This is a genomic window from Nocardiopsis potens DSM 45234, from assembly GCF_000341105.1.
GTDB classification, from domain to species: domain Bacteria; phylum Actinomycetota; class Actinomycetes; order Streptosporangiales; family Streptosporangiaceae; genus Nocardiopsis_A; species Nocardiopsis_A potens.
In genome coordinates this window covers 174,934-196,717 of record NZ_ANBB01000027.1, presented here as the reverse complement: position 1 = coordinate 196,717, position 21,784 = coordinate 174,934, and the positions used below count along the sequence as shown (strand labels likewise).

At 77.1% G+C, this 21,784-nt stretch carries 19 protein-coding genes; 8 read left to right on the top strand and 11 right to left on the bottom strand.

What is annotated here, in order from left to right:
• Window positions 1-23 precede the first annotated feature (23 nt).
• The 6 genes from D459_RS0111290 to D459_RS0111265 form a co-directional block, all read right to left on the bottom strand.
• The gene (locus tag D459_RS0111290; protein ID WP_017593116.1) at window positions 24-461 is read right to left on the bottom strand and encodes a MarR family winged helix-turn-helix transcriptional regulator; all 438 of its coding nucleotides are present in this window, start codon (window positions 459-461) and stop codon (window positions 24-26) included.
• A gap of 395 nt (window positions 462-856) precedes the next feature.
• Window positions 857-1,270 carry a DUF3037 domain-containing protein gene (locus D459_RS0111285; RefSeq protein WP_017593115.1) on the bottom strand — a complete coding sequence of 138 codons (414 nt, stop codon included), beginning with the start codon at window positions 1,268-1,270 and terminating at the stop codon, window positions 857-859.
• Window positions 1,267-2,034, bottom strand: coding sequence for a HipA family kinase (locus D459_RS0111280; RefSeq protein ID WP_026120287.1), 768 nt, complete (start codon window positions 2,032-2,034; stop codon window positions 1,267-1,269). The genes D459_RS0111285 and D459_RS0111280 overlap by 4 nt, the downstream gene beginning before the upstream one ends.
• Before the next feature lie 62 nt (window positions 2,035-2,096).
• The gene (locus D459_RS31435) at window positions 2,097-3,413 is read right to left on the bottom strand and encodes an aldose epimerase family protein (RefSeq protein ID WP_081620532.1); all 1,317 of its coding nucleotides are present in this window, start codon (window positions 3,411-3,413) and stop codon (window positions 2,097-2,099) included.
• Between the two features lie 1,417 nt (window positions 3,414-4,830).
• The gene (gene xylB / locus D459_RS0111270) at window positions 4,831-6,234 is read right to left on the bottom strand and encodes a xylulokinase (RefSeq protein WP_026120286.1); all 1,404 of its coding nucleotides are present in this window, start codon (window positions 6,232-6,234) and stop codon (window positions 4,831-4,833) included.
• A gap of 378 nt (window positions 6,235-6,612) precedes the next feature.
• Complete coding sequence (locus D459_RS0111265) at window positions 6,613-7,653, bottom strand: NAD(P)-dependent alcohol dehydrogenase (RefSeq protein WP_017593111.1); 1,041 nt, start codon at window positions 7,651-7,653, stop codon at window positions 6,613-6,615.
• 245 nt (window positions 7,654-7,898) lie between these two features.
• On the opposite strand from D459_RS0111265, the gene thiD reads away from it, so the two are divergent.
• Both thiD and D459_RS0111255 read left to right on the top strand, forming a co-directional pair.
• The gene (gene thiD / locus D459_RS0111260; protein ID WP_017593110.1) at window positions 7,899-8,699 is read left to right on the top strand and encodes a bifunctional hydroxymethylpyrimidine kinase/phosphomethylpyrimidine kinase; all 801 of its coding nucleotides are present in this window, start codon (window positions 7,899-7,901) and stop codon (window positions 8,697-8,699) included.
• Window positions 8,700-8,867: 168 nt separating this feature from the next.
• On the top strand, window positions 8,868-9,818 hold the full coding sequence (locus D459_RS0111255) for a phosphotransferase (protein ID WP_017593109.1): 951 nt from the start codon (window positions 8,868-8,870) through the stop codon (window positions 9,816-9,818).
• Window positions 9,819-10,001: 183 nt separating this feature from the next.
• Here the strand turns inward: D459_RS0111255 and D459_RS0111250 are convergent, their stop codons facing one another.
• A complete protein-coding gene (locus D459_RS0111250) occupies window positions 10,002-10,775 on the bottom strand; it encodes a siderophore-interacting protein (RefSeq protein WP_017593108.1) in 774 nt (257 codons plus the stop codon).
• Window positions 10,776-10,895: 120 nt separating this feature from the next.
• On the opposite strand from D459_RS0111250, the gene D459_RS0111245 reads away from it, so the two are divergent.
• The 3 genes from D459_RS0111245 (at window position 10,896) to D459_RS0111230 (ending at window position 13,708) form a co-directional block, all read left to right on the top strand.
• Window positions 10,896-11,651: a TetR-like C-terminal domain-containing protein gene (locus tag D459_RS0111245; RefSeq protein WP_017593107.1), complete on the top strand. Its 756-nt coding sequence runs from the start codon at window positions 10,896-10,898 to the stop codon at window positions 11,649-11,651.
• A 649-nt stretch (window positions 11,652-12,300) separates the two neighbouring features.
• Window positions 12,301-13,155, top strand: coding sequence for an ErmE/ErmH/ErmO/ErmR family 23S rRNA (adenine(2058)-N(6))-methyltransferase (erm, locus tag D459_RS31430; protein WP_017593105.1), 855 nt, complete (start codon window positions 12,301-12,303; stop codon window positions 13,153-13,155).
• A 214-nt stretch (window positions 13,156-13,369) separates the two neighbouring features.
• Window positions 13,370-13,708 (top strand): MmcQ/YjbR family DNA-binding protein, encoded by a 339-nt coding sequence (locus tag D459_RS0111230; RefSeq protein WP_017593104.1) that lies wholly within the window; start codon window positions 13,370-13,372, stop codon window positions 13,706-13,708.
• A gap of 70 nt (window positions 13,709-13,778) precedes the next feature.
• Here the strand turns inward: D459_RS0111230 and D459_RS31425 are convergent, their stop codons facing one another.
• The 4 genes from D459_RS31425 to D459_RS35845 form a co-directional block, all read right to left on the bottom strand.
• Complete coding sequence (locus tag D459_RS31425; RefSeq protein WP_017593103.1) at window positions 13,779-14,339, bottom strand: hypothetical protein; 561 nt, start codon at window positions 14,337-14,339, stop codon at window positions 13,779-13,781.
• A gap of 4 nt (window positions 14,340-14,343) precedes the next feature.
• Window positions 14,344-14,943 carry a hypothetical protein gene (locus D459_RS0111220; protein ID WP_161634165.1) on the bottom strand — a complete coding sequence of 200 codons (600 nt, stop codon included), beginning with the start codon at window positions 14,941-14,943 and terminating at the stop codon, window positions 14,344-14,346.
• 92 nt (window positions 14,944-15,035) lie between these two features.
• Window positions 15,036-15,626, bottom strand: coding sequence for a hypothetical protein (locus D459_RS0111215; RefSeq protein WP_017593101.1), 591 nt, complete (start codon window positions 15,624-15,626; stop codon window positions 15,036-15,038).
• Window positions 15,627-16,011: 385 nt separating this feature from the next.
• Window positions 16,012-16,419 carry a hypothetical protein gene (locus D459_RS35845; protein WP_017593100.1) on the bottom strand — a complete coding sequence of 136 codons (408 nt, stop codon included), beginning with the start codon at window positions 16,417-16,419 and terminating at the stop codon, window positions 16,012-16,014.
• A gap of 291 nt (window positions 16,420-16,710) precedes the next feature.
• On the opposite strand from D459_RS35845, the gene D459_RS0111205 reads away from it, so the two are divergent.
• The 3 genes from D459_RS0111205 (at window position 16,711) to D459_RS0111195 (ending at window position 21,378) form a co-directional block, all read left to right on the top strand.
• The gene (locus D459_RS0111205; protein WP_017593099.1) at window positions 16,711-17,181 is read left to right on the top strand and encodes a MarR family winged helix-turn-helix transcriptional regulator; all 471 of its coding nucleotides are present in this window, start codon (window positions 16,711-16,713) and stop codon (window positions 17,179-17,181) included.
• Between the two features lie 328 nt (window positions 17,182-17,509).
• Window positions 17,510-20,581: a DEAD/DEAH box helicase gene (locus tag D459_RS0111200; protein ID WP_017593098.1), complete on the top strand. Its 3,072-nt coding sequence runs from the start codon at window positions 17,510-17,512 to the stop codon at window positions 20,579-20,581.
• Entirely contained in the window at window positions 20,578-21,378 is an 801-nt protein-coding gene (locus D459_RS0111195) for an SWIM zinc finger family protein (protein ID WP_017593097.1), read from the top strand. Before D459_RS0111200 ends, D459_RS0111195 begins: the two co-directional genes overlap by 4 nt.
• Window positions 21,379-21,784: the final 406 nt, after the last annotated feature.

Sequence of the window (21,784 nt, the reverse complement as noted above, 5' to 3'; positions counted from 1 at the left end):
TCGCCCGCCGCCGCTGCGGCGGGTCACCGCTCCTGCGGCGCGCGGGCGCACAGCCGGGCCAGCGCCGGCAGGGCGGCCCGTACCGCCTCGCGGTCGGCCTCGTCCACCTCGTCCAGGCAGCGGGCCAGGAACTCCTCCCGGGCGGCGCGGCCCCGGGCCAGCAGCTCGCGGCCGTGCCCGGTGAGCTCGACGGCCACCGCGCGGGCGTCCTCGGCGTCGGGCCGGCGCAGCACCGCGCCGGCCTGCTCCAGGCGGGTGAGCATCCCGGTCATGGTGGGGGTGCGCACCCCGTGCTCCTCGGCCAGCGCGCTGACCCGCCGCGGCCCGCCGGCCAGCGAGCCGAGCACGCCCAGCTGCTGGGAGGAGACCGCCATGTGGGCGGTGGCCCTGCGGGTGAGCAGGACGAGTTCGCGCAGAACGGCGGCGAGGTCGTGCGGCAGGTCGCCGGTACCGGAGTTCACCCGGCCACTATAAACTTAGGTAGGCTAACTAATCAAGTGGGCGTGGTCCACCTCACCCCGCAGCCGCCGCCGGAGGGCCGCACGCCCCGGCGCCCGCCCTGCGGAGAGCGCGGGCAGGGCCCGCCCGCGTCGGATCGCCGGCACCGGCGAGAGAACCGGACACCGGGGCCGCGCCCGCCCCGCCCGGACCCACCGCCGAAAACCGCCGCCGCGCCCCGCCGCGCCCCGCCTCGGCGCGGGCGCGGCACAAGACCCGGGCGGCGGCCCCCCACGCCCCGAACTGACGGCCCGCGCCCGGGCCCGGCCCCGCCCCACCGGGAGACCGCCCGCCCCGGGAACACGCGGGCGGCCCGCCCCCGGAGGGACGGGCCGCCACCGCCACCGGCGGTCCCGGATCAGGACACCAGGTCCGACGCCAACCGGTCCAGCTCCGCCACCGGGTCGGCGGTCAGCCCCGAGTGGATCGGGCCCGGCTGCACGATCGTGCTCCGCGGCGCCGTCAGCCAGCGGAACCGGCGCCCCGCCGGCTCCTCCCGCGCCGGGCCCGCCTCCGCGCCGCCCCGGCACACCATCTCCACCGCCTCCAGGGCACGGCGCACACCCGCCACGTCCGCGCCCGGGTCCAGCGCCAGCAGCCGCCCCTCGTCCAGGGCGCACCGCGCCGCCAGGAACCCCGCCGCCTGGCAGTACACGATCACCCCCGCGTTGACCAGCTCGCCCCGCTCGATCCGCGGGACCACCCGCACCAGCGCGTACTCGTACACCCTGCGCCCGGCCCCGCCCGCGGCGCCCGTCCCGACCGTGCTCATGCGGCCACCTCCGGCAGCCAGACGCGGTCCGCCGCACGCGCCGCCAAGTGCTCCACGTAGGCCTCGCGGACCTCGTCCGCCGAGCCGAACCCCGGCTCGCCGTCCAGCCACGCGTCCGGCACCAGCGCCACCACCTCGCGCAGCAGCGCCTCGTCCACCCGGGGCGCCAGCTCCGCGTCGGCCCCCGCCAGGTCCGGGGCGAACCCCGCCAGCACGTGGTCGGAGGCGTCGTAGCCGCGGCGCACCGCCCCCGCCGCCCCGGACCAGTTGTGGTGGAAGATCAGCGTCGCCCCGTGGTCGATCAGGTACGGCTCCCGGTGCCACACCAGCATGTTCGGGTTGCGCCAGGTCCGGTCCACGTTCCCGGTGAAGGCGTCGAACCACACCACCCGGCCCGCGAACCCCGGATCCGCCTCGCACACCAGCGGGTCGAACCCCAGCGCCCCCGGCAGGAAGTCCATGCCCAGGTTCACCCCTCCGCTGGCCTTCAGCAGCTCCTGGACCTCCTCGTCCGGCTCGCCGCGCCCGATCACCGCGTCGAACTCCAGCAGCACCAGCTCGGGCACCGGCAGCCCCAGGCGCCGCCCCAGCTCACCGGCGACCACCTCGGCCACCAGCGCCTTGCGGCCCTGGCCGGCGCCCACGAACTTCACCACGTACATGCCGTCGTCGTCGGCCTCGACCAGGCCCGGCAGCGAACCGCCCTCACGCAACGGCAGGACATAACGCGTCCCCGCCACTTCTCTCAGCACGTCGGCAAGGATACGGCCGCCCCGGGGCCGGCCGCCCCCGTCCTCGCCATGCCCGCTCCTCGCCCGCCCCGTCCTCACCCGGCCCGGAACCGGTACCGGATGGTCCGCTCGTACACCTCCCCCGGGCGCAGCACCGCCCCCGGGAACTCCGGCCGGTTCGGCGCGTCCGGGTAGCCCTGCGGCTCCAGGCAGACCGACCCCCGCGGGCCGTAGACCCGCCCGCCCTTGCCCGCCAGCCCCCGGGGCACCCGGTTGCCCGAGTACACCTGCAGGCACGGCTGGTCGGTCTCCAGCTCCATCACCCGCCCCGACGCCGGGTCGGACAGCACCGCCGCGGTCCGCACCCCGCCGCCCCCGCGCAGCACGAAGTTGTGGTCGTAGCCGGCGACCACCGGGTCGGCCGCCAGCTCCGCGACGCCGTCCCCGATCCGCCGCCCCGCGCGCAGGTCCAGCGGGCCCTCCACGGGCTCCACCCGCCCGGTCGGCAGCATGCCCTCCCCCACCGGGGTGTACCGGTCGGCCTCCACTCGCAGCCGGTGGCCGAGCACCCCGCCCTCCTCTCCCGCGCCGGCGAGGTCGAAGTAGGCGTGGTTGGTCAGGTTCACCGGCGTCGCCGCGTCGGACTCCGCCCGGTAGGACACCTCCAGCGCGCCCCCGCCCAGCCGGTAGGCCGCCCGCACCCGCAGCCGCCCGGGGTACCCCTCCGAGCCCGCCGGCGACTCGCACTCCAGCACCACCGACCCCGCGTCCGCGGCGACCGCCCGCCACACCAGCAGGCCCAGCCGGCCCGCGCCCCCGCCGTGCAGGTGGTTGGGCGGCTCGTTGGCGGTCAGCCGGTGCTCCGCCCCGTCCAGCTCGAACGCCGCCCCCGAGACCCGGTTGGCCACCCGGCCCACCGTCGCCCCCATGTGCGGGTTGGCCTCCCCGGCGTACTCCTCCGCCGAGTCGAAGCCCAGCACCACGTCGGCCGTCCGCCCCGAGGCGTCGGGGACGTCCAGCCCCACCAGCGCCGCCCCCAGGTCCGTCACCCGGGCGCGCATCCCCCGCCCGTCGTCCAGGTCGAACACCCGGACCTCCGCACCACCGGGACCCCGCCCGAACACCCGCACCGATGACCACCCCTCCCACAACCGACCCGACCGGCGCCGGGCGCCCGAAACCCTACCCCTGCCGACGACCGCACCTCCAAGATCACCGCAGGGGGGAGGGGGGAAGGAGGACGGGGGCGCCGCGCCCGGGCACGGCGTCTCGCAGGGCGGGGGTTCAAGCAGGCGGCGAAGGCGGGCAGGGGACCGGCTGGTCGGTCGGGCGCGGCGCCCCGCAGAGTGCAGGCTCAAGCAGGCAGCGACGGCGAGGAGGGGACCGGCCGGTCGGTCGAGTTCGGCGCCCATGGGGCGGGGGTTCAAGCGGGTGGCAAGGGCGGGAGGGCGTGCCGGCCGGTCGGTCGGGCGCGGCGCCCCACGGGGTGAGGGTTCATGCCGGCGGCGACGGCAGCGGTAGGGGCGGGGCGGGGGCGGTCGCCCGGGTGCGGCGTCTCGCGGGGCGGGGGTTCAAGCGGGCGGCGAGGGCGGGAGGGCGTGCCGGCTGGTCGGTCGGGTGCGGCAGAGCGGGACGGGGCGGCAGGGGTGGGGGGCAGGTGGCGGGGTGGCCGTGCCCGCGTCGCCTCGGGCGCCGGGGCCGGCTGCCGGGAAACCACCGCACCTCCCTGACCTGGGTGAATACGCAGGGTGATGGTTGGGTGGGGTGCCCTGCGCACCGCGAGAGCACCCCGGTGATTCCCGGGCGCGCATCCCGGCCCGGATCGGCCCCTTGGCGGCCCGATTGGGGCCGTTCGGGCCGGTGTTCGGGGGTTCGAGCCGCCCGGAAGGCCGGGATGCAGGGGGCCGGAACCCGGGCAGGGGCGGCGCGGGGGCGAGATGTCGTATTTGCCCTGCGGGGAGGACCCGCCTTGGCCACTCTGGGTGATCGGCGAGGGGGTGGTGGGGGCCTGGGGGCTTGCTACTCGCTGGTAGATGTAATCGGGGTGCTCTCGCGGTGCGCAGGGCGCCCCCGCCTGCGCCCGCCCCTCGCCGCGAACCGGGCATATAGGGATAAGGTCCCCTGGCGGGCCTGGGCAGGCGGGCCCACCCCCACCTTCGCCGGGGCGCCGCCCCTCCCGCCGGGAGCACGCGCCGCGCCGGGCCGGTGAACGCGGCGCTCACCCCTTCCCGCCTTCGCCGCCCGCTTGAACCTTCGCCCCGTGAGGCGCCGCACTCGGGCGACGCCTGCGCCCCGTCCCTACCGTTGCCGTCGCCCCCCGTCTTGACCTTCGCTCCGTGGGGTGCCGCGCCCGGGCGACCGCCTTGGCCCCGTCCCTGCCTGTGCCGTCGCCGCCCGCTTGAGCCGTCACCCCGTGGGGTGCCGCGCCCGACCGACCAGCCGGTCCCCCTCCCGCCGTCGCCGCCCGCTTGAACCTCCGCCCCGTGGGGCGCCGCACTCGGGCGAACACCTTCGCCCCGGCCCTACCGTTGCCGTCGCCACTCGTCTTGACCTTCGCTCCGTGGGGTGCCGCGCCCGACCGACCGGCCGGTCCCCCTCCCCGCCCTCGCCGCCCGCTTGAACCTGTACTCCGTGGGGTGCCGCGCCCGGGCGGCCACCTCCGCCCCGCCCCCACCTCCACCGTCGCCGTCCGCTTGAACCCTCGCTCCGCGAAGCGCCGCACCCGACCGGCCGGCCGGCACGCCTCCCTCCCGCCCTCGCCGCCCGTCTGGACCCCGGCCCCGTGGGGCGGTCAAGGCAGGGAAGCGGGGCCCGGCGACGGCTCGGGCGTTAAGCCGAACCCTCCAGGCCTGCCCGGACCTCGGCGTAGCGTTCGCGTACCCACGGCACCGGCTCCCCCGTGCGGACCTCGGCGCCGCCCGCTGCGCCCCACACCGGCGGCTCCGCCGCACCCGACAGCGCCCACGCCGCCTGCAGCGCCGCCCCGTCCGCCACGTACTGGCTCTCCGCCGGCACCGCCACCGGGCGGCCGAACACCTGCGGCGCGATCGAGCGCACCGCCTCCGAGCGCGCGCCCCCGCCGATCAGCAGCACCCGCTCCACTGGCACCCCGTTGGCCGCCAGCGCGTCCACCGCGTCCGCCAGCCCGCACAGCATCCCCTCCGTGAACGCCCGCGCCAGGTTGGCCGGCGTCAGGTTGCCCACCGCGACGCCGTCCAGCCGCCCCCGCGCCTCCGGCAGGTTCGGGGTGCGCTCCCCCTCCAGATACGGCAGGAGCACCAGCCCCTCGGCCCCCGCCGGCGCCGACAGCGCCAACCGGTCGAACTCCTCCTGCCCCACCCCCAGCGCCGACGCCCCCGCGTCCAGCACCCGCGCCGCGTTCAGCGTGCACACCAGCGGCAGGAACCCCCCGGCCGCGTCGGCGAACCCCGCCACCGCCCCGCCCGGGTCGGCCACCGGCGCCCCCACCGACGCGAACGCCGTCCCCGACGTGCCCACCGACACCACCACGTCGCCCGGGCCGATCCCCAGCCCCAGCGCCGCCCCCATGTTGTCGCCGGTGCCCACGCCCGCCACCCGCAGATCCGGCCACGCCCCGCCCGGAGCGCACTCCAGCGCCTCCCCCGGCGCCGCCACCCGCGGCACCCCGGCCTCCCGGCCGAACGCCGCCCGCAGCAAGTCCCGCCGGTAGGCGCCGTCCGCCGCCGAGTAGTACCCCGTCCCCGAGGCGTCACCCCGGTCGGTCACCGGCTCCGCGCCCCCGGTCAGCCGCCACGTCAGCCAGTCGTGCGGCAGCACCACCGACGCCGTCCGCTCCGCCGCCGCCGGCTCGTGCTCGGCCAGCCACCGCAGCTTGGACACGGTGAAGCTGCCCACCGGCACGCTGCCCACCGCGCGCACCCACGCCTCGGGCCCGCCCAGCTCCGCCACCAGGTCGGCGGCGGCCCCCGCCGAGCGCGTGTCGTTCCACAGCAGCGCCGGCCGCACCACCTTCCCCGACTCGTCCAGCGCGACCATCCCGTGCTGCTGGGCGGCGACCGCGACCGCCTCCACCCCGTCCATCAGCCCGCCCGAGGCCGCCTCCTCCAGCGCACGCCACCACGCCTCCGGATCGACCTCGACCCCCTCCGGGTGCGGCGCCCGCGCACTGCGCACCAGCACACCGTCCTCCGCCCGGCGCACGACGATCTTGGTCGACTGGGTCGAGGAGTCGACACCCGCAACAAGCCGCATGGGAACCTCCCGAGGGGAAACCGGAGAACGAGGGGGCAGGGGGGCCGACCGGACACACCGCCCACCGCGGGCCAGTCTTCCCACCCCGTACGACCCCGGTCAACACCCGCCCGGAACGCCCAGCCTGGGCCGCCGGCGACGCCGCCCCCGGAGCCTCATCGCCGCCCCGGCCGCCTCCAGCGGGGAGCGCGTCTCCCCCGCTCCCCCGCCTGCGGCCGCGCCGCCGACCGGCGGACCCGTGCCGCCGCCCTCCGGCACGGCCTCGACCCGCCGCGCGACACACCGCCGCGCCCCCGCCCCGCCTCCGTCTCCGCCCGCCCCCTCCGCCCGCCCCCTCTGCCCGCGGCCGAGGCCCGCCCCGCGGACTCCCCCGGCCGCTCAGCCGGCCGGGACCACCACCGCACGGCCCTGGATCAGGCCCGCCTTCATCCGCTCGTACACCTCCGGCCCGCGCTCCAGCGGGTAGCGCTCCACGTGCACCCCCACCGCGCCCTGCCGGGCCAGGTCCACCAGCTCCAGCAGCTCCGAGCGGCCGCCCCAGTAGGTGGTCCGCACGCTCGTCCCGTACGGCACCGCGCCGAAGCCCACAGGCAGCGCCCCGCCGCCGATGCCCACCACGTCCAGACCGGCGTCCTTGGCCAGCATCCGCGCGCCCAGCTCCACCGTCGGCTGGGCGCCCACGAAGTCGAGCACCGCCTGCGCCCCGGCGCCGCCGGTCAGCGCGCGCACCTCACGCACCGCGCCCTCGTCGGAGCGGAGCACGTGGTGCGCGCCGCTCCTCTTCGCCAGCTCCAGGCTCTCCTCCCGCACGTCCAGCGCCACCACCTCCGCGCCGGTCACCGCCCGCAGCAGCTGCACCGCCACGTGCCCCAGTCCGCCCACGCCGATGACCACCGCCGTGCTGCCCGGGTACAGCCGCTCCGCCGAGCGCCGGATCACGTGGTAGGGGGTCAGCCCGGCGTCGGTCAGCGGGACCGTCCGCACCGGGTCCAGGTCCCCCAGCGGGACCACGTGCCGCGCGTCGTCGACCACCATGTACTCGGCCAGCGCCCCCGGCCGCCCCAGCCCCGGCGGGAAGATGCCCAGCTCGTCGGCGCGGGCGCAGTAGTTCTCCAGCCCCAGCGAGCACTCCCGGCACCGGCCGCACCCCCACGGCCCGTACACCAGCACCGCCTCGCCCACCGCCACCGAGGCGACCCCCGGCCCGACCGCCTCCACCACGCCCGCGGCCTCGTGCCCCAGCGTCAGCGGCAGCGGGAACCGCAGCTCCTCGGCGGCCATCCCCATCACCGCCAGGTCGGAGTGGCACACCCCCGCCGCCGTCACCCTGAGCAGCAGCTCCCCCGGCCCCGGCTCGGGGACCGGCACGTCCACCACCTCAGGGGCCCGGCCGACCTCCAGGTACTGCACGGCACGCATCGCTCCACCTCCGTCGCGTCGGGATCCGCGCGGCGCCGGACCGCGCGCCCGTCGGCAACCGGTCTTCCCGCCCCGGCTCCTCGGCGACCCCAGCGGAACTTCAAGGAGCGGCCACCGCGGCCCCTCCCCGGGCGGCCCGCGGGCCGGACTCCTCCCGGTCTGTGATGCAATGTCCACAGCTCGGAGAGCCCGCGGCGGCTCCCGGGACGGGCAACGGAACACATGCATAGGAAGGTTGGTGTCCGATGACCAACCGCGCGTACGTGATCGCAGGGTCAGAGGCCACCGGCGGCGCCGGGATCCAAGCCGACCTCAAGGCCTTCCAGGAACTCGGCGTCTACGGGATGGGGACGATCACCTGCATCGTCTCCTTCGACCCCGGCAACGGCTGGGCGCACCGGTTCGTCCCGGTCGACCCGTCCGTCATCGCCGACCAGATCGAGGCCGCCACCTCCTGCCACGACCTCGACACCGTCAAGATCGGCATGCTCGGCACCCCCGACACCATCGACGTGGTCGCCAAGGCCCTGAGCGCCCGGACCTGGCGGCACGTGGTGCTGGACCCGGTCCTGATCTGCAAGGGGCAGGAGCCCGGCGCGGCCCTGGACACCGACAAGGCCCTGACCTCGCAGATCCTGCCGCTGGCCACGGTGATCACCCCCAACCACTTCGAGGCGCGCACCCTCGCCGGGATGGAGCGCATCGACACCGAGGACGACCTGGTGGAGGCGGCACGGCGGATCCACGCCCTGGGCCCGCGGCACGTGATCGCCAAGGGCGGCACCGAGCTGCCCGGCCCCGACGCGGTCGACGTCCACTTCGACGGCGAGAACACCACCGTGCTGCGCGCCCCCAAGATCGGCCGGGAGCGGGTGAGCGGCGCGGGCTGCACCTTCGCCGCCGCGATCACCGCCGAGCTGGCCAAGGGCGCCGAGGTGGGCGAGGCCGCCGCCACCGCCAAGCGGATGGTCCGCGAGGGCATCTCCCGGCGGCTGACCACCCACGCCCCCTTCGCGTCGGTGGTCCCCATCGCCCCGCAGGGCTGATCGGCGGGACCGGATCGGGGGCGGGGCGACCGGGCCCGTCCCGCCCCGACCGCCGCCCTTACCTCTCCGATGATCTTGACGTTGCGGGCCTATCAACGCGCGTTGATAGGCCCGCAACGTCAAGATCATCGCCCCGGGACGGCCGCTCCGGCGTGGGAGGATCGCGCCATGAGCACCTCCATGACACCGGAACGGATCGCCCGCCGCACCTCCGCCGCCGTCGACGCCGCCGTGCAGACGGGGCGCGATCTCGGCCTCACCGTGACCGATGCCCGGGTGCTGCACGATGTCTTCTCCGTCGTCGTCCACCTGGCGCCGGCACCGGTCGTGGCCCGGATCCCCGTCGTGCTGCCGGAGAGCGAGGACCCCGGTTCCCTGGCCCGCCGCCAGCAGGCGGAACTGGACGTGACCCGGTGGCTCGCCGCCCAGGGGACCCCGGTGATCCCGCCCAGCCCCCTCGTGCCCCCGAAGCCCGTGCGGCACGGCGGGTTCTCCGTGACGTTCTGGCGGTTCACCGAGGAGGACCCGGACCGGGAGCCCGACTACGCGGCGAACGCCGAGAGCGTCGCCGACCTGCACGCCGCGATGCGCGGCTACCCGGGCGAGCTGTCGTTCCTCTCCGCGGCCGAGCCCCGGTTCGTCACCGAGCACCTCGCCCTGCTGGAGCGGCGCCCCGACCTCATCGCCCGGGCCGACCTGGACCGCGCGCACCGCGAGTGGCGGGTGCTGGAGCCGCTCGTCCGCTCGCGCGCGGCGTTCGAGGAGAGGTTCCCGGGGATCGGGGTCCAGCCCGTGCACGGCGACTCCCCGCCCGCCAACATCCACCTCGGGACGGAGGGCGACCTCTACTCCGACTTCGAGCTGGTCACCCTGGGCCCGGTCGAGTGGGACCTGGCCGGCCTCGGCCCGGACCTGGAGGCCGCCTACGACCGGGGCGCGCGGCGCAACGGCTTGCGCCCGCTGGACGGGGGCGTCCTGGGCTTCGTGAACGCGGTGGGGATGATCCGGGCCATCGCCCTCCTCGCCCTCGAACCGCAGCTGCCCGCGCTGGTGGAGTTCGTGGGGCCGGCCGTCGAGCAGTGGCGGACGATGCCCTTCGCCGGCGGCCTGGCCGACTGAGGGTCGGGGCCGGTCGTTATTCCCTCTTTCCGTGCTTGCTCTGTGTGCTTCTTTTCCTTGAGAGGGTTAGAAATCGCGACCTTTACCGTGTAGATTCATAAATCGAACTTCTCCCCTTTTCCCTCCTGATGCGGCGGCGGACCGCAGCGCCTTGCGGTCCGCCGCGCACATCCCGGGCTCGCGTCAGTGCAGCCCGCGCTTGCCCGGGGTCCAGAACGGCACCGTGCGGATGTCCTCCCGAGGCCAGCCGCGGACCGAGACCAGGTGGTCGCGGACCATCTGGCAGGTACGGGCCTCCCCCGCCACGTAGGCCGCCCCGGGGGTCTCCGGCAGGTCGAGGCCGGCCAGTCCGTCCACCAGGGTGCGCGAGCGGGCCGCCGGCTCCCCTCTCCGGTGCACCCGGACCGCGGGGCGCCCGGCCGGGAACGGCGGCTCGTCCTCCTCGCTCTCGCTCTCCAGCACGGCGCGGACCTCGGCTCCGCCGCCGAGGGCGCGCACCATCGGCCAGAAGGCGGCGGTCGCCGTCTCCTCCCCGACGAACAGGTGGTGCGCGGCCTCCGGCCGCACCGCGAAGTCGCCGCGCGGCCCCCAGAAGACCACCCGGTCGCCCACTGCGGCCTCCCGCGCCCAGGCCAGGCCGATCCCGCCCTCCCCCTCGGGCGCGTAGAGGTGGACCAGGACGTCGAAGGAGCGGTCCGCCGCGGAGAACTCCCAGACGGTGTAGGTGCGCAGCGTCTCCTTCGGGCGCACGATCCCGTACAGCGAGAGCGGGTCGTTGATCTGGATCCGCACGTGCTGTCCGGGCTCCCAGGAGAGCCGGTCCAGCTCCGGCGAGGCGATGCGGATCCGCAGCATCGTCGGGGCGACCCGTTCGACCCCGGCCACCTCGCCCTCGGCGAAGTGCTCGGCGAAGACCCGCGCCAGGGGGTTGCGCGCGGGGGTGCGCTGCGTGCTCATCGGTTCTCCTCCATCGTCGATTAGAGATCCTCATTTTAGTTAGAGGCTCTAACGCAATCTAGACCCTCTATCCTCGTACCGCGACCCAGGACCGCCGACGGAAGACGGAGAACCGCAGCGATGCCCCCTGCGACCAGCGGAGAGAACGGATCCGGGCGCCGCGAGCGGGTCCGCCGGGCCACCCGGGAGGAGATCCGGGCTACGGCGCGCGCCCTGCTCACCGAACGCGGCGCCGCGGCCGTCACGGTCAACGCCGTCGCCCGCCAGATGGGGATGAGCGGCCCCGCCCTGTACCGCTACTACGACGGCCACGACGCGCTGCTGGAAGCGGTCACCGCCGACTTCTACGCCGAGCTCACCGAGGCGATGCGGTCCGCCCGGGACGCCCTGGCCGGCCGACCCGCCGCGGACCGGCTGCTGGCCTCCTGCCGCGCCATGCGCTCCTGGGCGGTGGCGCACCCCGCCGAGTTCCGCTGGGTGTTCGCCGGCCCCGCCCCGGAGCAGGACCGCCGCTCGCCCGGCTCCCCCATCGACACGGCCGCCGAGGGCTTCGGCCAGGTCTTCCTCGACCTGATCGCCGAGATCTGGCGCGACGCCCCCTTCCCCGTCCCTCCGCTGCGGGAGCACCCCGAGGCCCTGCGCCGCCAGCTCACCGGGTACTCCGAGCGGATCGGCGGCCTGCTGCCGCCCGAGGCCGTGCACGTCTTCCTCGAATGCTGGATCCGGCTGTACGGCCTGCTGGTCATGGAGGCGCTGGGGCAGCTGGACTTCGCCTGCACCGACCTGGACCCGGTCTTCGAGGGGCAGCTGCGGACCCTCTGCCGGGACCTGGGCGTGGAGTACTCCCCAGAGGCCGGGGCCCCCTCCCCGCACTGACCCCGGGGCGCGCCGGCCGCGGCCCGGGGCCCGGTCTCCGAACCCCGCGCACCGCGCACCGCGCGGCGGCGCGGACGCCGGCCGGGGCCGGGCGGCGTCCGCGCCCTTCGGCCGAAGGAGCCCGGACCGGGCGGGCCCGCGCGCACCGGCGAAGGGGAGGGCCGCCGCTCTCCGCAGAGCACGCGAGAGCACGCCCGAGAGGCGGACCCGCGCGCACCTGCGGGGAATCCGCGCGATGGGCCCCGTCCCCGCCGCATCGGCGCTAGAATCGCAGGCGCTATGTGTGCCATGTTCATGACCCGCGCCGTCGGCACGGCCCGGTGCGGGATGCCCCTGTACTACCCCCGCCACCGGTCCGCAGCCCCGGACCGGGTGCCCGGCGTCGTCTCCTGAGTCGGCCTCCGCGCCGACTCCGACGCCCCGCGCCTCCTCCGCCGAGGCGCCGCTGCGCCGTGCCCTCCCACTCGCCGCCGCATCCGCGGCCTGCGGGCGGAGCACCGTAGCCCGCTGACGCCCCGCCGCCCCGGTCCGGGCCCGTTCGCCATGTCTGACGAACACCGGACGGGCGGCGCGGAGCGCGTTCCCAGGACCCGCCCGCACCCCCGTCCCTGTCGGCCGCCGCGCCCGCGGCGGCAGGAACGGACCCTCAGTGGTGCACACGCACCGGCCGCACGGCCACCGCAGCAGTACCTCCGGAGCGCGCGGACGCCGCCGCGCGCTCTCCCAGAACCACCTCACCGACGCCTCGGTCGCCCGCCGGCTCGTACGGCTGGCCGACCCCGGCCCCGGCGGCCTGGTGTTCGAGGTCGGCGCCGGGGACGGGATGATCACCCGGCACCTGGCCCGCACCCCCGCGCACGTGGTCGCTTACGAGCTGGACCCGGCCTTCGCCTCCCGGCTGGCCGAGCGCTACGCCGACCGCCCCCGCGTCGACGTGCGCGGCGCCGACTTCCTCCGGGCGAAGCCGCCCCGGGAGCCCTTCTCCGTGGTCGGCAACATCCCCTACTCGCGCACCGCCGACATCGTGGAGTGGTGCCTGCGCGCCCGGTCCATGTCCTCGGCCGCGCTGCTCACCCAGCTGGAGTACGCGCGCAAGCGCACCGGCGCGGCCGGCCGCTGGTCGAAGCTGACCGTGACGACCTGGCCGCAGCTGGAGTGGCGGTTCGCCGGCCGGGTGCAGCGGAACCGCTTCCACCCGGTCCCCCGGGTCGACGGCGGGATCCTGCACCTGCTCCGCAGGGACCGGCCGCTGATCCCCGGGAGCGCGCTGGGCGAGTACCGGAAGCTGGTGGCGGAGGGCTTCACCGGCACGGGCGGCTCGCTCCGCGCCTCGCTGCGCCGCTCCCACCCCGGGCACAGGGTGGACGCCGCCCTGCGCGCCGCGGGCGTGCCGTTCGGCGCCGTGGTCGCGTTCGTCTCCCCCGACCAGTGGGCGACGCTCGCCTGTCACCTGCTCGGTATAGAACGGGAGGACGGAGGCCGGGCCTCCGACGGGACCCGCTGACCTCCCCGGGCGCCGGCGGCCGGGGACGGCGGCCCCGGCGCCCGGCCCCTCCCCGGAGCAGGCCGGGCCGCGGAGGGGCGGGGAGGGAGCGCCCGGGTGCGGTCCGCCCGTGCCTCCGCGCCCCGGCGGCGCGGCCCCGGGGTCCGGGCGGCGGGGCGCCCCGGCGGCGGCTCTGCGATGGACCGCAACGGAACGGCGACCGAAGGGACCGACCGTGAGCACCGAGGACGACGTCCGCCGACTGGCCACCGCGCTGCCGGAGGTGACCGAGCGGCCCTGCTACGGCACCCCGGCGTTCTACGTCTCGGGCAGGATCTTCGCCCGCCTGCACGACGAGCCCGGTGTGCTGGTCTGCTGGCGCGCGAGCATGGAGGAGCGCCAGGTCCTGCTGGACGCCGACCCGGAGAAGTTCTTCACCACCGACCACTACCGGGGGCACGCCGGCGTCCTGGTCCGGCTGGGCCGGGTCGGCACCGGGGAGCTGTCCGAACTGCTCGCCGAGGCGTGGGAGGCCCGCGCCCCGAAGCGGCTCCGGCGACCGCCCCGGAACTGACCCGGAGCCGGCCCGGAGGGCGGGGCCGCGCACGGGCCTCCCCCGGCGGCCGGGGCCGGCAGGCGTCCGGTCAGTCCTCCCCGGTTCCGGGCTCCCTCTCGTCCGGGGGCTCGAAGTCCGGTTCGGTGCGGGCCGAGCGCCAGGCGGCCTCGAACTCCTCGGCGCCGATCAGCATCGCCAGGTACTTGGGGTCGTACAGGTCGGTCGGCGGGTTGATCGGCCAGTCGGCCATGTACCGGCGGGTCTTCCCGCCGTCCGGGAGGATCTCGACGTTGCGCAGCTGCCGGCCGTCCGGGCCGAGTTCGACCAGGAAGACGCTCTCCTCCTCGCCGTCCTCCTGCTCGTCCCAGCGCAGGTGGACCCGATCCCGCCCGGCCAGCTCGCCGTAGCCGGGCAGGTGCCGGTAGGCGTCGCGCTTGGCGCGCAGGGCCGCGACGAGCGAGCCCGGCGCCGGGTCGTCCAGGTCGGCCTCCTCCATGCGGTCGGAGGCCTCCATCCGGGCGACGACCTCGGGGTCGGTGACCACTTCGACCTCGGCGCAGGCGTCCAGGACCTCCTCGGCGGACCCGGCGCGGACCCAGGACCACACGCCGCCCATCCCGTAGTCGTGCACGATGAGGTAGCGGGGCATGGGATCAGTCCTCTTCCGGTTCGGTCCGCTCGGGTTCGGCGGGGCCGTCCGCGGGCGCGGTCCGCCAGTGGGCGGCCACGGCGGCCGCCCCGGCCAGCCAGCCGAAGGCGATCGCCCCGTCGGCCGTCCCCTCCGGCAGGATCGCGGTCCACCAGCCCGCCGACTCGTCCGTGTGCAGCTCGGCGCCTTGGGCCTCGGAGAACAGCTTCCACTCCAGCCGGGCCGCTCCCACCGGATCGAACGATTCGCTGGAAATGTGGTCGGACCAGCCGAAGCCCCCGGCGGCGCCCCACCCGCCCGAGAAGATCGGGCCCGAGCGGCTGAACGTCTTCTCCAGGCCGTCCCCGGCGGCCGAGCCGAGCACGCAGGCGCCCCAGGCCAGCAAGAAGAGCGCGACGAGTCCGCGCTCCAGGCGGATGCCCGCGCTCCCCCACCAGACCAGCCCCGCGGTGAGCGCGACCGCCAGCGCGGCGCCTGCCAGCGCCGCGGGCATGTCCAAGGGCATCGCGGTGAGCGGCCCCCAGGCGGCGATGGCGGCGGTCGGTGCGAGCACGGCGAGGAGCACCGCCCTGCGGCGCGCCTCCCGCCGATCCGGTCGGGGCATGCGGGGAAGGCTAGCGGCCCGGCGCACCCGCCGCATCAGGCGAGGTCGGGAGCGCGGCCTCCGTCCGGCCCGCGGTGCTCCGGGTCCCGTCCTCAGTCCCCCGCAGGGTCCGCCGGGGCGGCCGGGTCGGCCGGGGCGGAGGAGCGGCGATAGGCCACCACCCCCGCCAGGGCCGGCACCCACCCCAGGTACCAGGCGCTCTCGACGCCCTGGGGGAACCTCTGGTGGTCCTCGGCGAACGCGGTGGCGCTCATGAACCGGAGGTCCGTCGGCGCGTCCTCCTCCGCCGCCCCGGCGGCACCGTAGTCCCAGCCGGCCTCCTGCCCTCCCCCGGGCGCGTAGGCGAACCACCCGAAGTCCTCTTCGGTCCCCCAGGCGATCCCGGAGCCCGGGAGGAGGTCGCCGTCGAGCGCTCCGGTCGCGGCTCCGCCGGTCCCGGCGCCCAGTACGCACGCGCCCCAGCCGAGCAGGAAGAGCGCGGCGCCGCCCCGGCGCGCCCGGATCCCCGGGACCGCCCACCACACCAGGGCGGCGGTGACGGTCGCCGCGACGACCAGGCCGACCGCCTCGGGGAGGAGGCGGGACGGGGCGGTGAAGAGCAGCCCCGCTCCGGCGATGAGGGCTGCGGGGACGAGCACTGCGGCGGTGACCGCCTTCCGGCGGCGCGAATCGGGCTGAGGCATGCGGGGCAGGGTAGCGCCCCCTGCCCACCGTCCTCCCGCCGCCCCCGCACCGCACCGCACCGCCCGCGATGATCTTGACGTTGCGGGGGCATCAGAGGGCGCTGATACCCCCGCAACGTCAAGATCATCGGACTGGAAGGGCCGCCGGCGAGGATCGCAGAGGCGGCCGGAGCGCGGTCGGCGCCCGGGCCCCGCCCGGAACCGGCGGGAGGGCGGCGCACCCCGCCGTCCGCACGGACGGGCCCGGCCCGGGCAGCGGGCAGGGCGCCGGAGCCGCCCTCGCTCCTGCTTCACCGCGGAGGGGGCGGACGCGCCGCGATGGTGGTGTGCGGCCCTGCCGGGTGGGGCCGGGGGCGGCGGGTCCCGGGACGACGGCCCCACCGCGTCAGGACGGAGCGCGGTCGCGGGCCGCCTCCAGGGCCGCGTGCAGGCCGTCGTCGTGCCGGAGGGCGGCGGTGATGCGGTCGCCGGCCAGGGTGAACAGGGTCGCGGTGCGCACCGCGGGCGCGGACGGGCCCGCGTCCGCGCGGCCGGGCCAGCTGGCGTCCTGCTCCACCACGAGGACGCCGGGGAAGACGTGGTGCCAGGCGCGCGCGTCCAGGCGGATCCCGGCGCGGTCGATCCAGTCGAGGAGGACGCCGACCCCGCGCGCCCCGCCCTGCGGGCCGCCGACCTCGATGTCCGGGGCGGCCACGCGGCGGGCCGCGTCGCCGTCCCGCTCGTTGACCGCGCGGTGCCACTCCTCGACGAGGTTCCGCTCGCGTGCCGCCCGGTCGTCCGCCTCGGCGCTCATCGCCCCACCTCTCAACATCTATGCGTTTCGCATGGACTATCCTGTGCGAACAGCATACGTTCCCTTCGGCGGAGGAGGCGGTCGCGCCATGCGGGACTTCGGCGGAACCGGCACCGGGGCGCGCGGGCGGCCCCGCGCGGCCCGACGCCCGGCGGCACGCGGCCGCGCGGGAGCGCGCGCCCTCCCGGCCGGGCGGGCCGGAACGGGAGCGGGTGGGAGAGGCGCGGCGCCGGGCCCGCTCGGACGCCCCGCTCGCGGCGGTCTCCGGGGGCCCGTCCGAGGCGGGGCCGCATGAGTCCGGACGCGGACGGCCTCGTCCCCGGGCCAGGGCGGACGCTCTTCCGGTTCGTCCGGCACTGGTCCCGGCGGATCCCCGGCGCCGACCCCGAGCGCGGCCGCGACGTCATGGTCACCGAGGCGGTCCTCGCCCGGCAGGAGGAGGGCGGCGCGACGGTGAACGCCGTCGCCGAGGAGCTCGGCATCGACCAGTCCGGCGCCAGCAGGCTCGCCTCGCAGGCGGAGCGGCGCGGCTACCTGCGCAAGGCCCCGGCCCCGGGGGACGGCCGGCGCCGCGTGCTGGTCGTCACCGACGAGGGCGCCGAACTGCTGCGCGCGGCCCACCGCTGGCAGGAGTCGGTCTTCGCCGACCTGACCGCCGACTGGACCGGCGCCGAGGTCGAGGAGTTCCACCGGCTGATCCACCGACTCGCGACCGCCCGGCAGGCCCCGCCGGACCGGGACGGACGCCCCGCCCGGGGGTAGGGCCGCCGGCCGTGCCGGCAGAGGCGGGGACCGGAGGCGCCCCTCGGTCCGCGTGCGACGACCCGGACCCGCCGCGATCCGCGCCGCGCATCGATCGCCTGCACGATCATCCGGGAGACCGCCTCCGAACCGGCGCGGAACCGCCCGTACCGAGGCCCCGTCTGCGGTCCGGTTCCCGGGCCGTGTACCGCAGCCGTCCGAGGCAGGGTGCTCCGGGCCGCCGCCTCGGGCCGTTCGGATCGGTGCCGCTCCGAACGGTCCGCGGTGTCGGTGGGAGTCGGGATACTGGGAGGCGTCCGGACACGGGGAACGATCGGTTGGGGGCGGTTTGCGCGTCCTGCACGGCGCATGGGGCGACCACGGCGGCCTGCTGATGTGGGCGGAGGACTCCTCGCTTCCCGGGCGGACCGGATCGCGTGCCAGGGTGCGGCCGCACCCGTTCGCGCTGCCCGCGGAGGCGCTGGCGGAGCTGGTCGGCGAGGCCGCGGGCGCGCCCGGCGCCGCCGGCTGGGGCGGCGAGGCCGAGCTGCTGCTGCCCGGCTCCGCGTCCGCCCCGGTCCCCTCCCCCGCGCTCGGCCCCCTTCCCGACTCCCCCGCCGCGCGCCCGCGCCCCTCCGGGCTGCGCCGATGGCGGGTCCCGGTGCTCACGCCCCCGGCCGGGGCTGCGCCCCGGCTGCTCTCCGGGCTGCGCGAGGCGGCCCGCGGCGACCTGGCGTTCGGCCCCGGCCTGCACCACCTGCTCGCGGTGGAGGCGTTCGCGCAGCGGCTGGCCGACACCGGGCGGCTGCTCCCGCGGATCGTGCAGGAGGGCGACGGACCGCCCGCCGCGCGCTGGCGCCCGGTGCTGCGCGGCGCCGACGCCGCGCACTTCCGCGCCCTGGCCGAGGCGCTGCCCCCGTCCGCCCTTGCCCACCGCCCCGGCCCCGGTGAACCGGGCCGCGAGGAGGGCTCCGGCGGCGGGCCCGGCCCGGTCCATGAGGCGCTGTGCGCGCTGGCCGACGCCGCCGCGCGCACCCGGCTGGCCGGCGCCCGCTCCCGCGCGGCCCGCTCCGCCGATGCCGCCGCCCTGGTCCGCGCCCTGGCCTCGGACGACGCCGCGCTGGAGCGGGCCGCCGCCGGCACCGCCGCGGCGCTGCGCTCCTGGCACCGCCGGGCCGAGGACCCGCGCGGCGCCGCCCGGCTCCTGTTCCGCCTGGTCGAACCGGACCGGGAGGAGCGCGCCCCCGGCGCCCCCGAGGTGTGGCGGGTGGAGTTCTGGGTGCAGTCCTCCACCGACCCCAGCCTGCAGCTGCCGCTCTCCGAGATGTGGCTCGGCGAGGGCGGCGCGTGGCTCCCCGACGACGTGGAGTCGCTGGTCCTGCGCGACCTGGAGCGCGCCGCCCGGCACTACCCGCCGATCCGCGACGAGCTGGCGGAGCTGGCGCCGGCCGCGGTGTCCATGGGGACCGGCGGCGCCTACTCCTTCATCCGGGACGCCGCGCCGCGGCTGGACGCGGCCGGGTTCGCCGTGGTGCTGCCGGACGGGATGGACGGCGCCCGGCTGGGCCTGCGCCTCACCGTCCGCGAGCAGGAGCCCGCGCCGGCCTCCGGAGGCGGCGGCATCGGCCCCACCGAGCTGCTCGACTTCTCCTTCCAGGCGGTGCTCGGCGACGAACCGGTGGACCTGGAGGAGCTGGCCGAGCTGGCCCGGCTCAAGCGCCCCCTGGTGCGGCTGCGCGGCCGCTGGGTGGAGGTCGACCCGGCGCACCTGCGGGCCGCCCTGGACTTCCTGCGCCGCCGGGGCAGCGGGGCCATGCGGCGGGAGGAGGCGCTGCGCGCCGCCGTCACCGGTGCGGCGGGCGCCCCGCTCCCCGTCACCGGGGTGGACGCCGACGGCGCCCTGGGCGACCTGCTCAGCGGGGCCGCCGAGCACCGGCTGGAGCCGATGGACGACCCGGACGGCTTCGACGGGTCGCTCCGCCCCTACCAGCGGCGCGGCGCCTCGTGGCTGCGCTTCCTGAGCCGGCTCGGGCTGGGCGCGGTGCTCGCCGACGACATGGGGCTGGGCAAGACCGTGCAGCTGCTGGCGCTGCTCTGCGACGAGCGGTCCTCTCCCGGCGATGCGGCGGCGCCCGGCCCGACTCTGCTGGTCTGCCCGGTGTCGCTGGTGGGCAACTGGCAGCGGGAGGCCGCCCGGTTCGCGCCCAAGCTGCGGGTCCGCGCGCACCACGGCCCGTCCCGCCCGCACGGCAACGCGCTGGCCCGGGCGGTCGGCGGGGCCGACCTGGTCGTCACCACCTACGGGGTGGTGCTGCGCGACGCCGAGGAGCTGGCGGCGCTGCCCTGGCACCGGGTGGTGTGCGACGAGGCGCAGGCGGTCAAGAACGCCTCGACCCGGCAGGCGCGGGCGGTGCGCGAGCTGCCCGCCGCCTCCAGGATCGCGCTCACCGGCACCCCGGTGGAGAACAACCTGGGCGAGCTCTGGTCGATCATGGAGTTCGCCAACCCGGGGCTGCTCGGCCCGCAGGCCGCGTTCCTTCGCGGCGCCGCCGCCATCGAGCGGGCCGTCGCCGAGGGCGAGGGCGGGCGCGCCGCCGACCCGCTCAAGCGCGCCACCGGCCCGTTCATCCTGCGCCGGGTCAAGACCGACCGGTCGATCATCACCGATCTGCCGGAGAAGAACGAGTTCCGCACCTGGTGCACGCTCACCCCGGAGCAGGCCACGCTCTACAAGGCGGTGGTGGAGGAGATGACCGAGCGCCTCGACGACGCCGACGGCATCCAGCGCAAGGGGCTGGTGCTGGCGTCGATGGCCCGGCTCAAGCAGATCTGCAACCACCCGGCGCAGTTCCTCGGCGACGGGTCGGCGCTGGCCGGGCGGTCGGGCAAGCTGGACCGGCTGGAGGGCCTGCTGGAGGAGGCGCTGGCCGAGGGCGACCGGGCGCTCTGCTTCACCCAGTACACCGAGCTGGGCCACCGGCTCGCCCCCTACCTGGCGGCGCGGCTGGGCCGGGAGGTGCTGTGGCTGCACGGCGGCACGCCGCGGGCCGGGCGGGAGGAGATGGTGCGCCGGTTCCAGGAGGCCGGCGAGCCGATGGTGTTCCTGCTGTCGCTGAAGGCCGCCGGCACCGGGCTGACGCTGACCGCGGCCAACCACGTGGTCCACATCGACCGGTGGTGGAATCCGGCGGTGGAGGACCAGGCCACCGACCGGGCGTTCCGCATCGGCCAGCGGCGCGACGTGCAGGTCCGCAAACTGGTGTGCGTGGGCACCCTGGAGGAGCGGGTGGACGAGATGATCGAGCGGAAGAAGGCGCTGGCGCAGAGCGTGGTGGGCACCGGGGAGGAGTGGCTGACCGGGCTGTCCACCGAGGAGCTGCGCGAGGTGGTCCGGCTGGCCCCCGAGGCGGTGGCGCGTTGACCGGCGGCGCCGGCCGGGGCCGGTGGTGGTCGCGGCGGTTCTTCGAGGCGCTGGAGGCCGGCGCCGAGCCGGGGCGGCTGGAGCGGGGGCGGACCTACGCGGCCGGCGGGGCCGTGCGCGATCTGAAGGTCTCCGCGGGCGAGGTGCTGGCGCGGGTGCAGGGCTCGCGGGCCCGCCCCTACCGGGTCAGCCTGATCCGGCCCCGGTTGGAGGACGAGGCCTGGGAGCGGCTGTCGGCGGCGCTGGCCGGGCAGCCGCTGTTCCGCGCCCGGCTGCTCGCCGGCGAGCTGCCGCCGGAGGTGGAGCGGGTCTTCGGGCTGCTCGGCGCGGACCTGTTCCCGCGCGGCCTGGACGACCTGGTGGCGACCTGCTCCTGCCCGGACTGGGGGCACCCGTGCAAGCACGTCGCGGCCGCGCTGTACGTGCTCGCCGCCGACCTGGACGGCGACCCGTTCCTGCTGCTCGCCTGGTTGGGCCGGGAGCGCGGCGATTTCCTGTCCGGGCTGCGCCGGCACGCCCGCCCCGGCGGCCCGGACGGCGGCGCGGAGGAGGCCGGCGGCCCGTTCGCCGACGCCCCGCACCCGGCGGCGCCGGTGCTCTCCGCACTGCCGGAGGACCCGGAGGGCTTCTGGGCCGCCCCGGCCCTGCCCCGCCCGCCCGAGGAGCCGCTCCGCCCGGAACCGGCCCTGTTCGGCGCCGACCCGCCGGAGGGCGCCGAGCCCCTGCTGGACGCGCTGGAGCCGCTGTACACCCGGCTGACCGGCACCGAATCCGCCGCGGACTCCCCCGCCCGCTGACCCCGCCCCTCCCGATGATCTTGACGCCGCGCTCCCATCAGCGCGGGTGGTTTCCCGTGTCCGCTGCAAAACCGCACACCAGAGAACAGGAGGGGGACCGGCCGGTCGGTCCGGCGCGGCACCCCGCGAAGCGAAGGCCAAGACAGGCAGCGACGGCAACAGCAGGGACGGGGCTTGACGCTCCAGCCGGGCGCGGCGCCCCACGGAGCGAAGGCCAAAACGGGCGGCGACGGCAGCGGTAGGGGCGAGGCCGGGCGCCTCACCCGGGCGCGGCGTCTCGCGGAGCGAGGGTTCAAGCGGGCGGCGAGGGCGGGAGGGGGCGGGCGCCGCACTCACCGGCCCGGCCGGGCGCGTACTCCCGGCGGGGAGCGGGGCAGCGTCCCGGCGGCGCGGGCCTGCCCGGGCC

Excerpts from the sequence above, each read along its gene's own strand:
- D459_RS0111285 (WP_017593115.1), bottom strand. The coding sequence starts at position 1,270 with ATGAGCACGGTCGGGACGGGCGCCGCGGGCGGGGCCGGGCGCAGGGTG.
- D459_RS31435 (WP_081620532.1), bottom strand. The coding sequence starts at position 3,413 with ATGGGCGCCGAACTCGACCGACCGGCCGGTCCCCTCCTCGCCGTCGCT.
- xylB (WP_026120286.1), bottom strand. The coding sequence starts at position 6,234 with ATGCGGCTTGTTGCGGGTGTCGACTCCTCGACCCAGTCGACCAAGATC.
- D459_RS0111265 (WP_017593111.1), bottom strand. The coding sequence starts at position 7,653 with ATGCGTGCCGTGCAGTACCTGGAGGTCGGCCGGGCCCCTGAGGTGGTG.
- thiD (WP_017593110.1), top strand. The coding sequence starts at position 7,899 with ATGACCAACCGCGCGTACGTGATCGCAGGGTCAGAGGCCACCGGCGGC.
- D459_RS0111255 (WP_017593109.1), top strand. The coding sequence starts at position 8,868 with ATGAGCACCTCCATGACACCGGAACGGATCGCCCGCCGCACCTCCGCC.
- D459_RS0111250 (WP_017593108.1), bottom strand. The coding sequence starts at position 10,775 with ATGAGCACGCAGCGCACCCCCGCGCGCAACCCCCTGGCGCGGGTCTTC.
- D459_RS0111245 (WP_017593107.1), top strand. The coding sequence starts at position 10,896 with ATGCCCCCTGCGACCAGCGGAGAGAACGGATCCGGGCGCCGCGAGCGG.
- D459_RS31425 (WP_017593103.1), bottom strand. The coding sequence starts at position 14,339 with ATGCCCCGCTACCTCATCGTGCACGACTACGGGATGGGCGGCGTGTGG.
- D459_RS0111220 (WP_161634165.1), bottom strand. The coding sequence starts at position 14,943 with ATGCCCCGACCGGATCGGCGGGAGGCGCGCCGCAGGGCGGTGCTCCTC.
- D459_RS0111215 (WP_017593101.1), bottom strand. The coding sequence starts at position 15,626 with ATGCCTCAGCCCGATTCGCGCCGCCGGAAGGCGGTCACCGCCGCAGTG.
- D459_RS35845 (WP_017593100.1), bottom strand. The coding sequence starts at position 16,419 with ATGAGCGCCGAGGCGGACGACCGGGCGGCACGCGAGCGGAACCTCGTC.
- D459_RS0111205 (WP_017593099.1), top strand. The coding sequence starts at position 16,711 with ATGAGTCCGGACGCGGACGGCCTCGTCCCCGGGCCAGGGCGGACGCTC.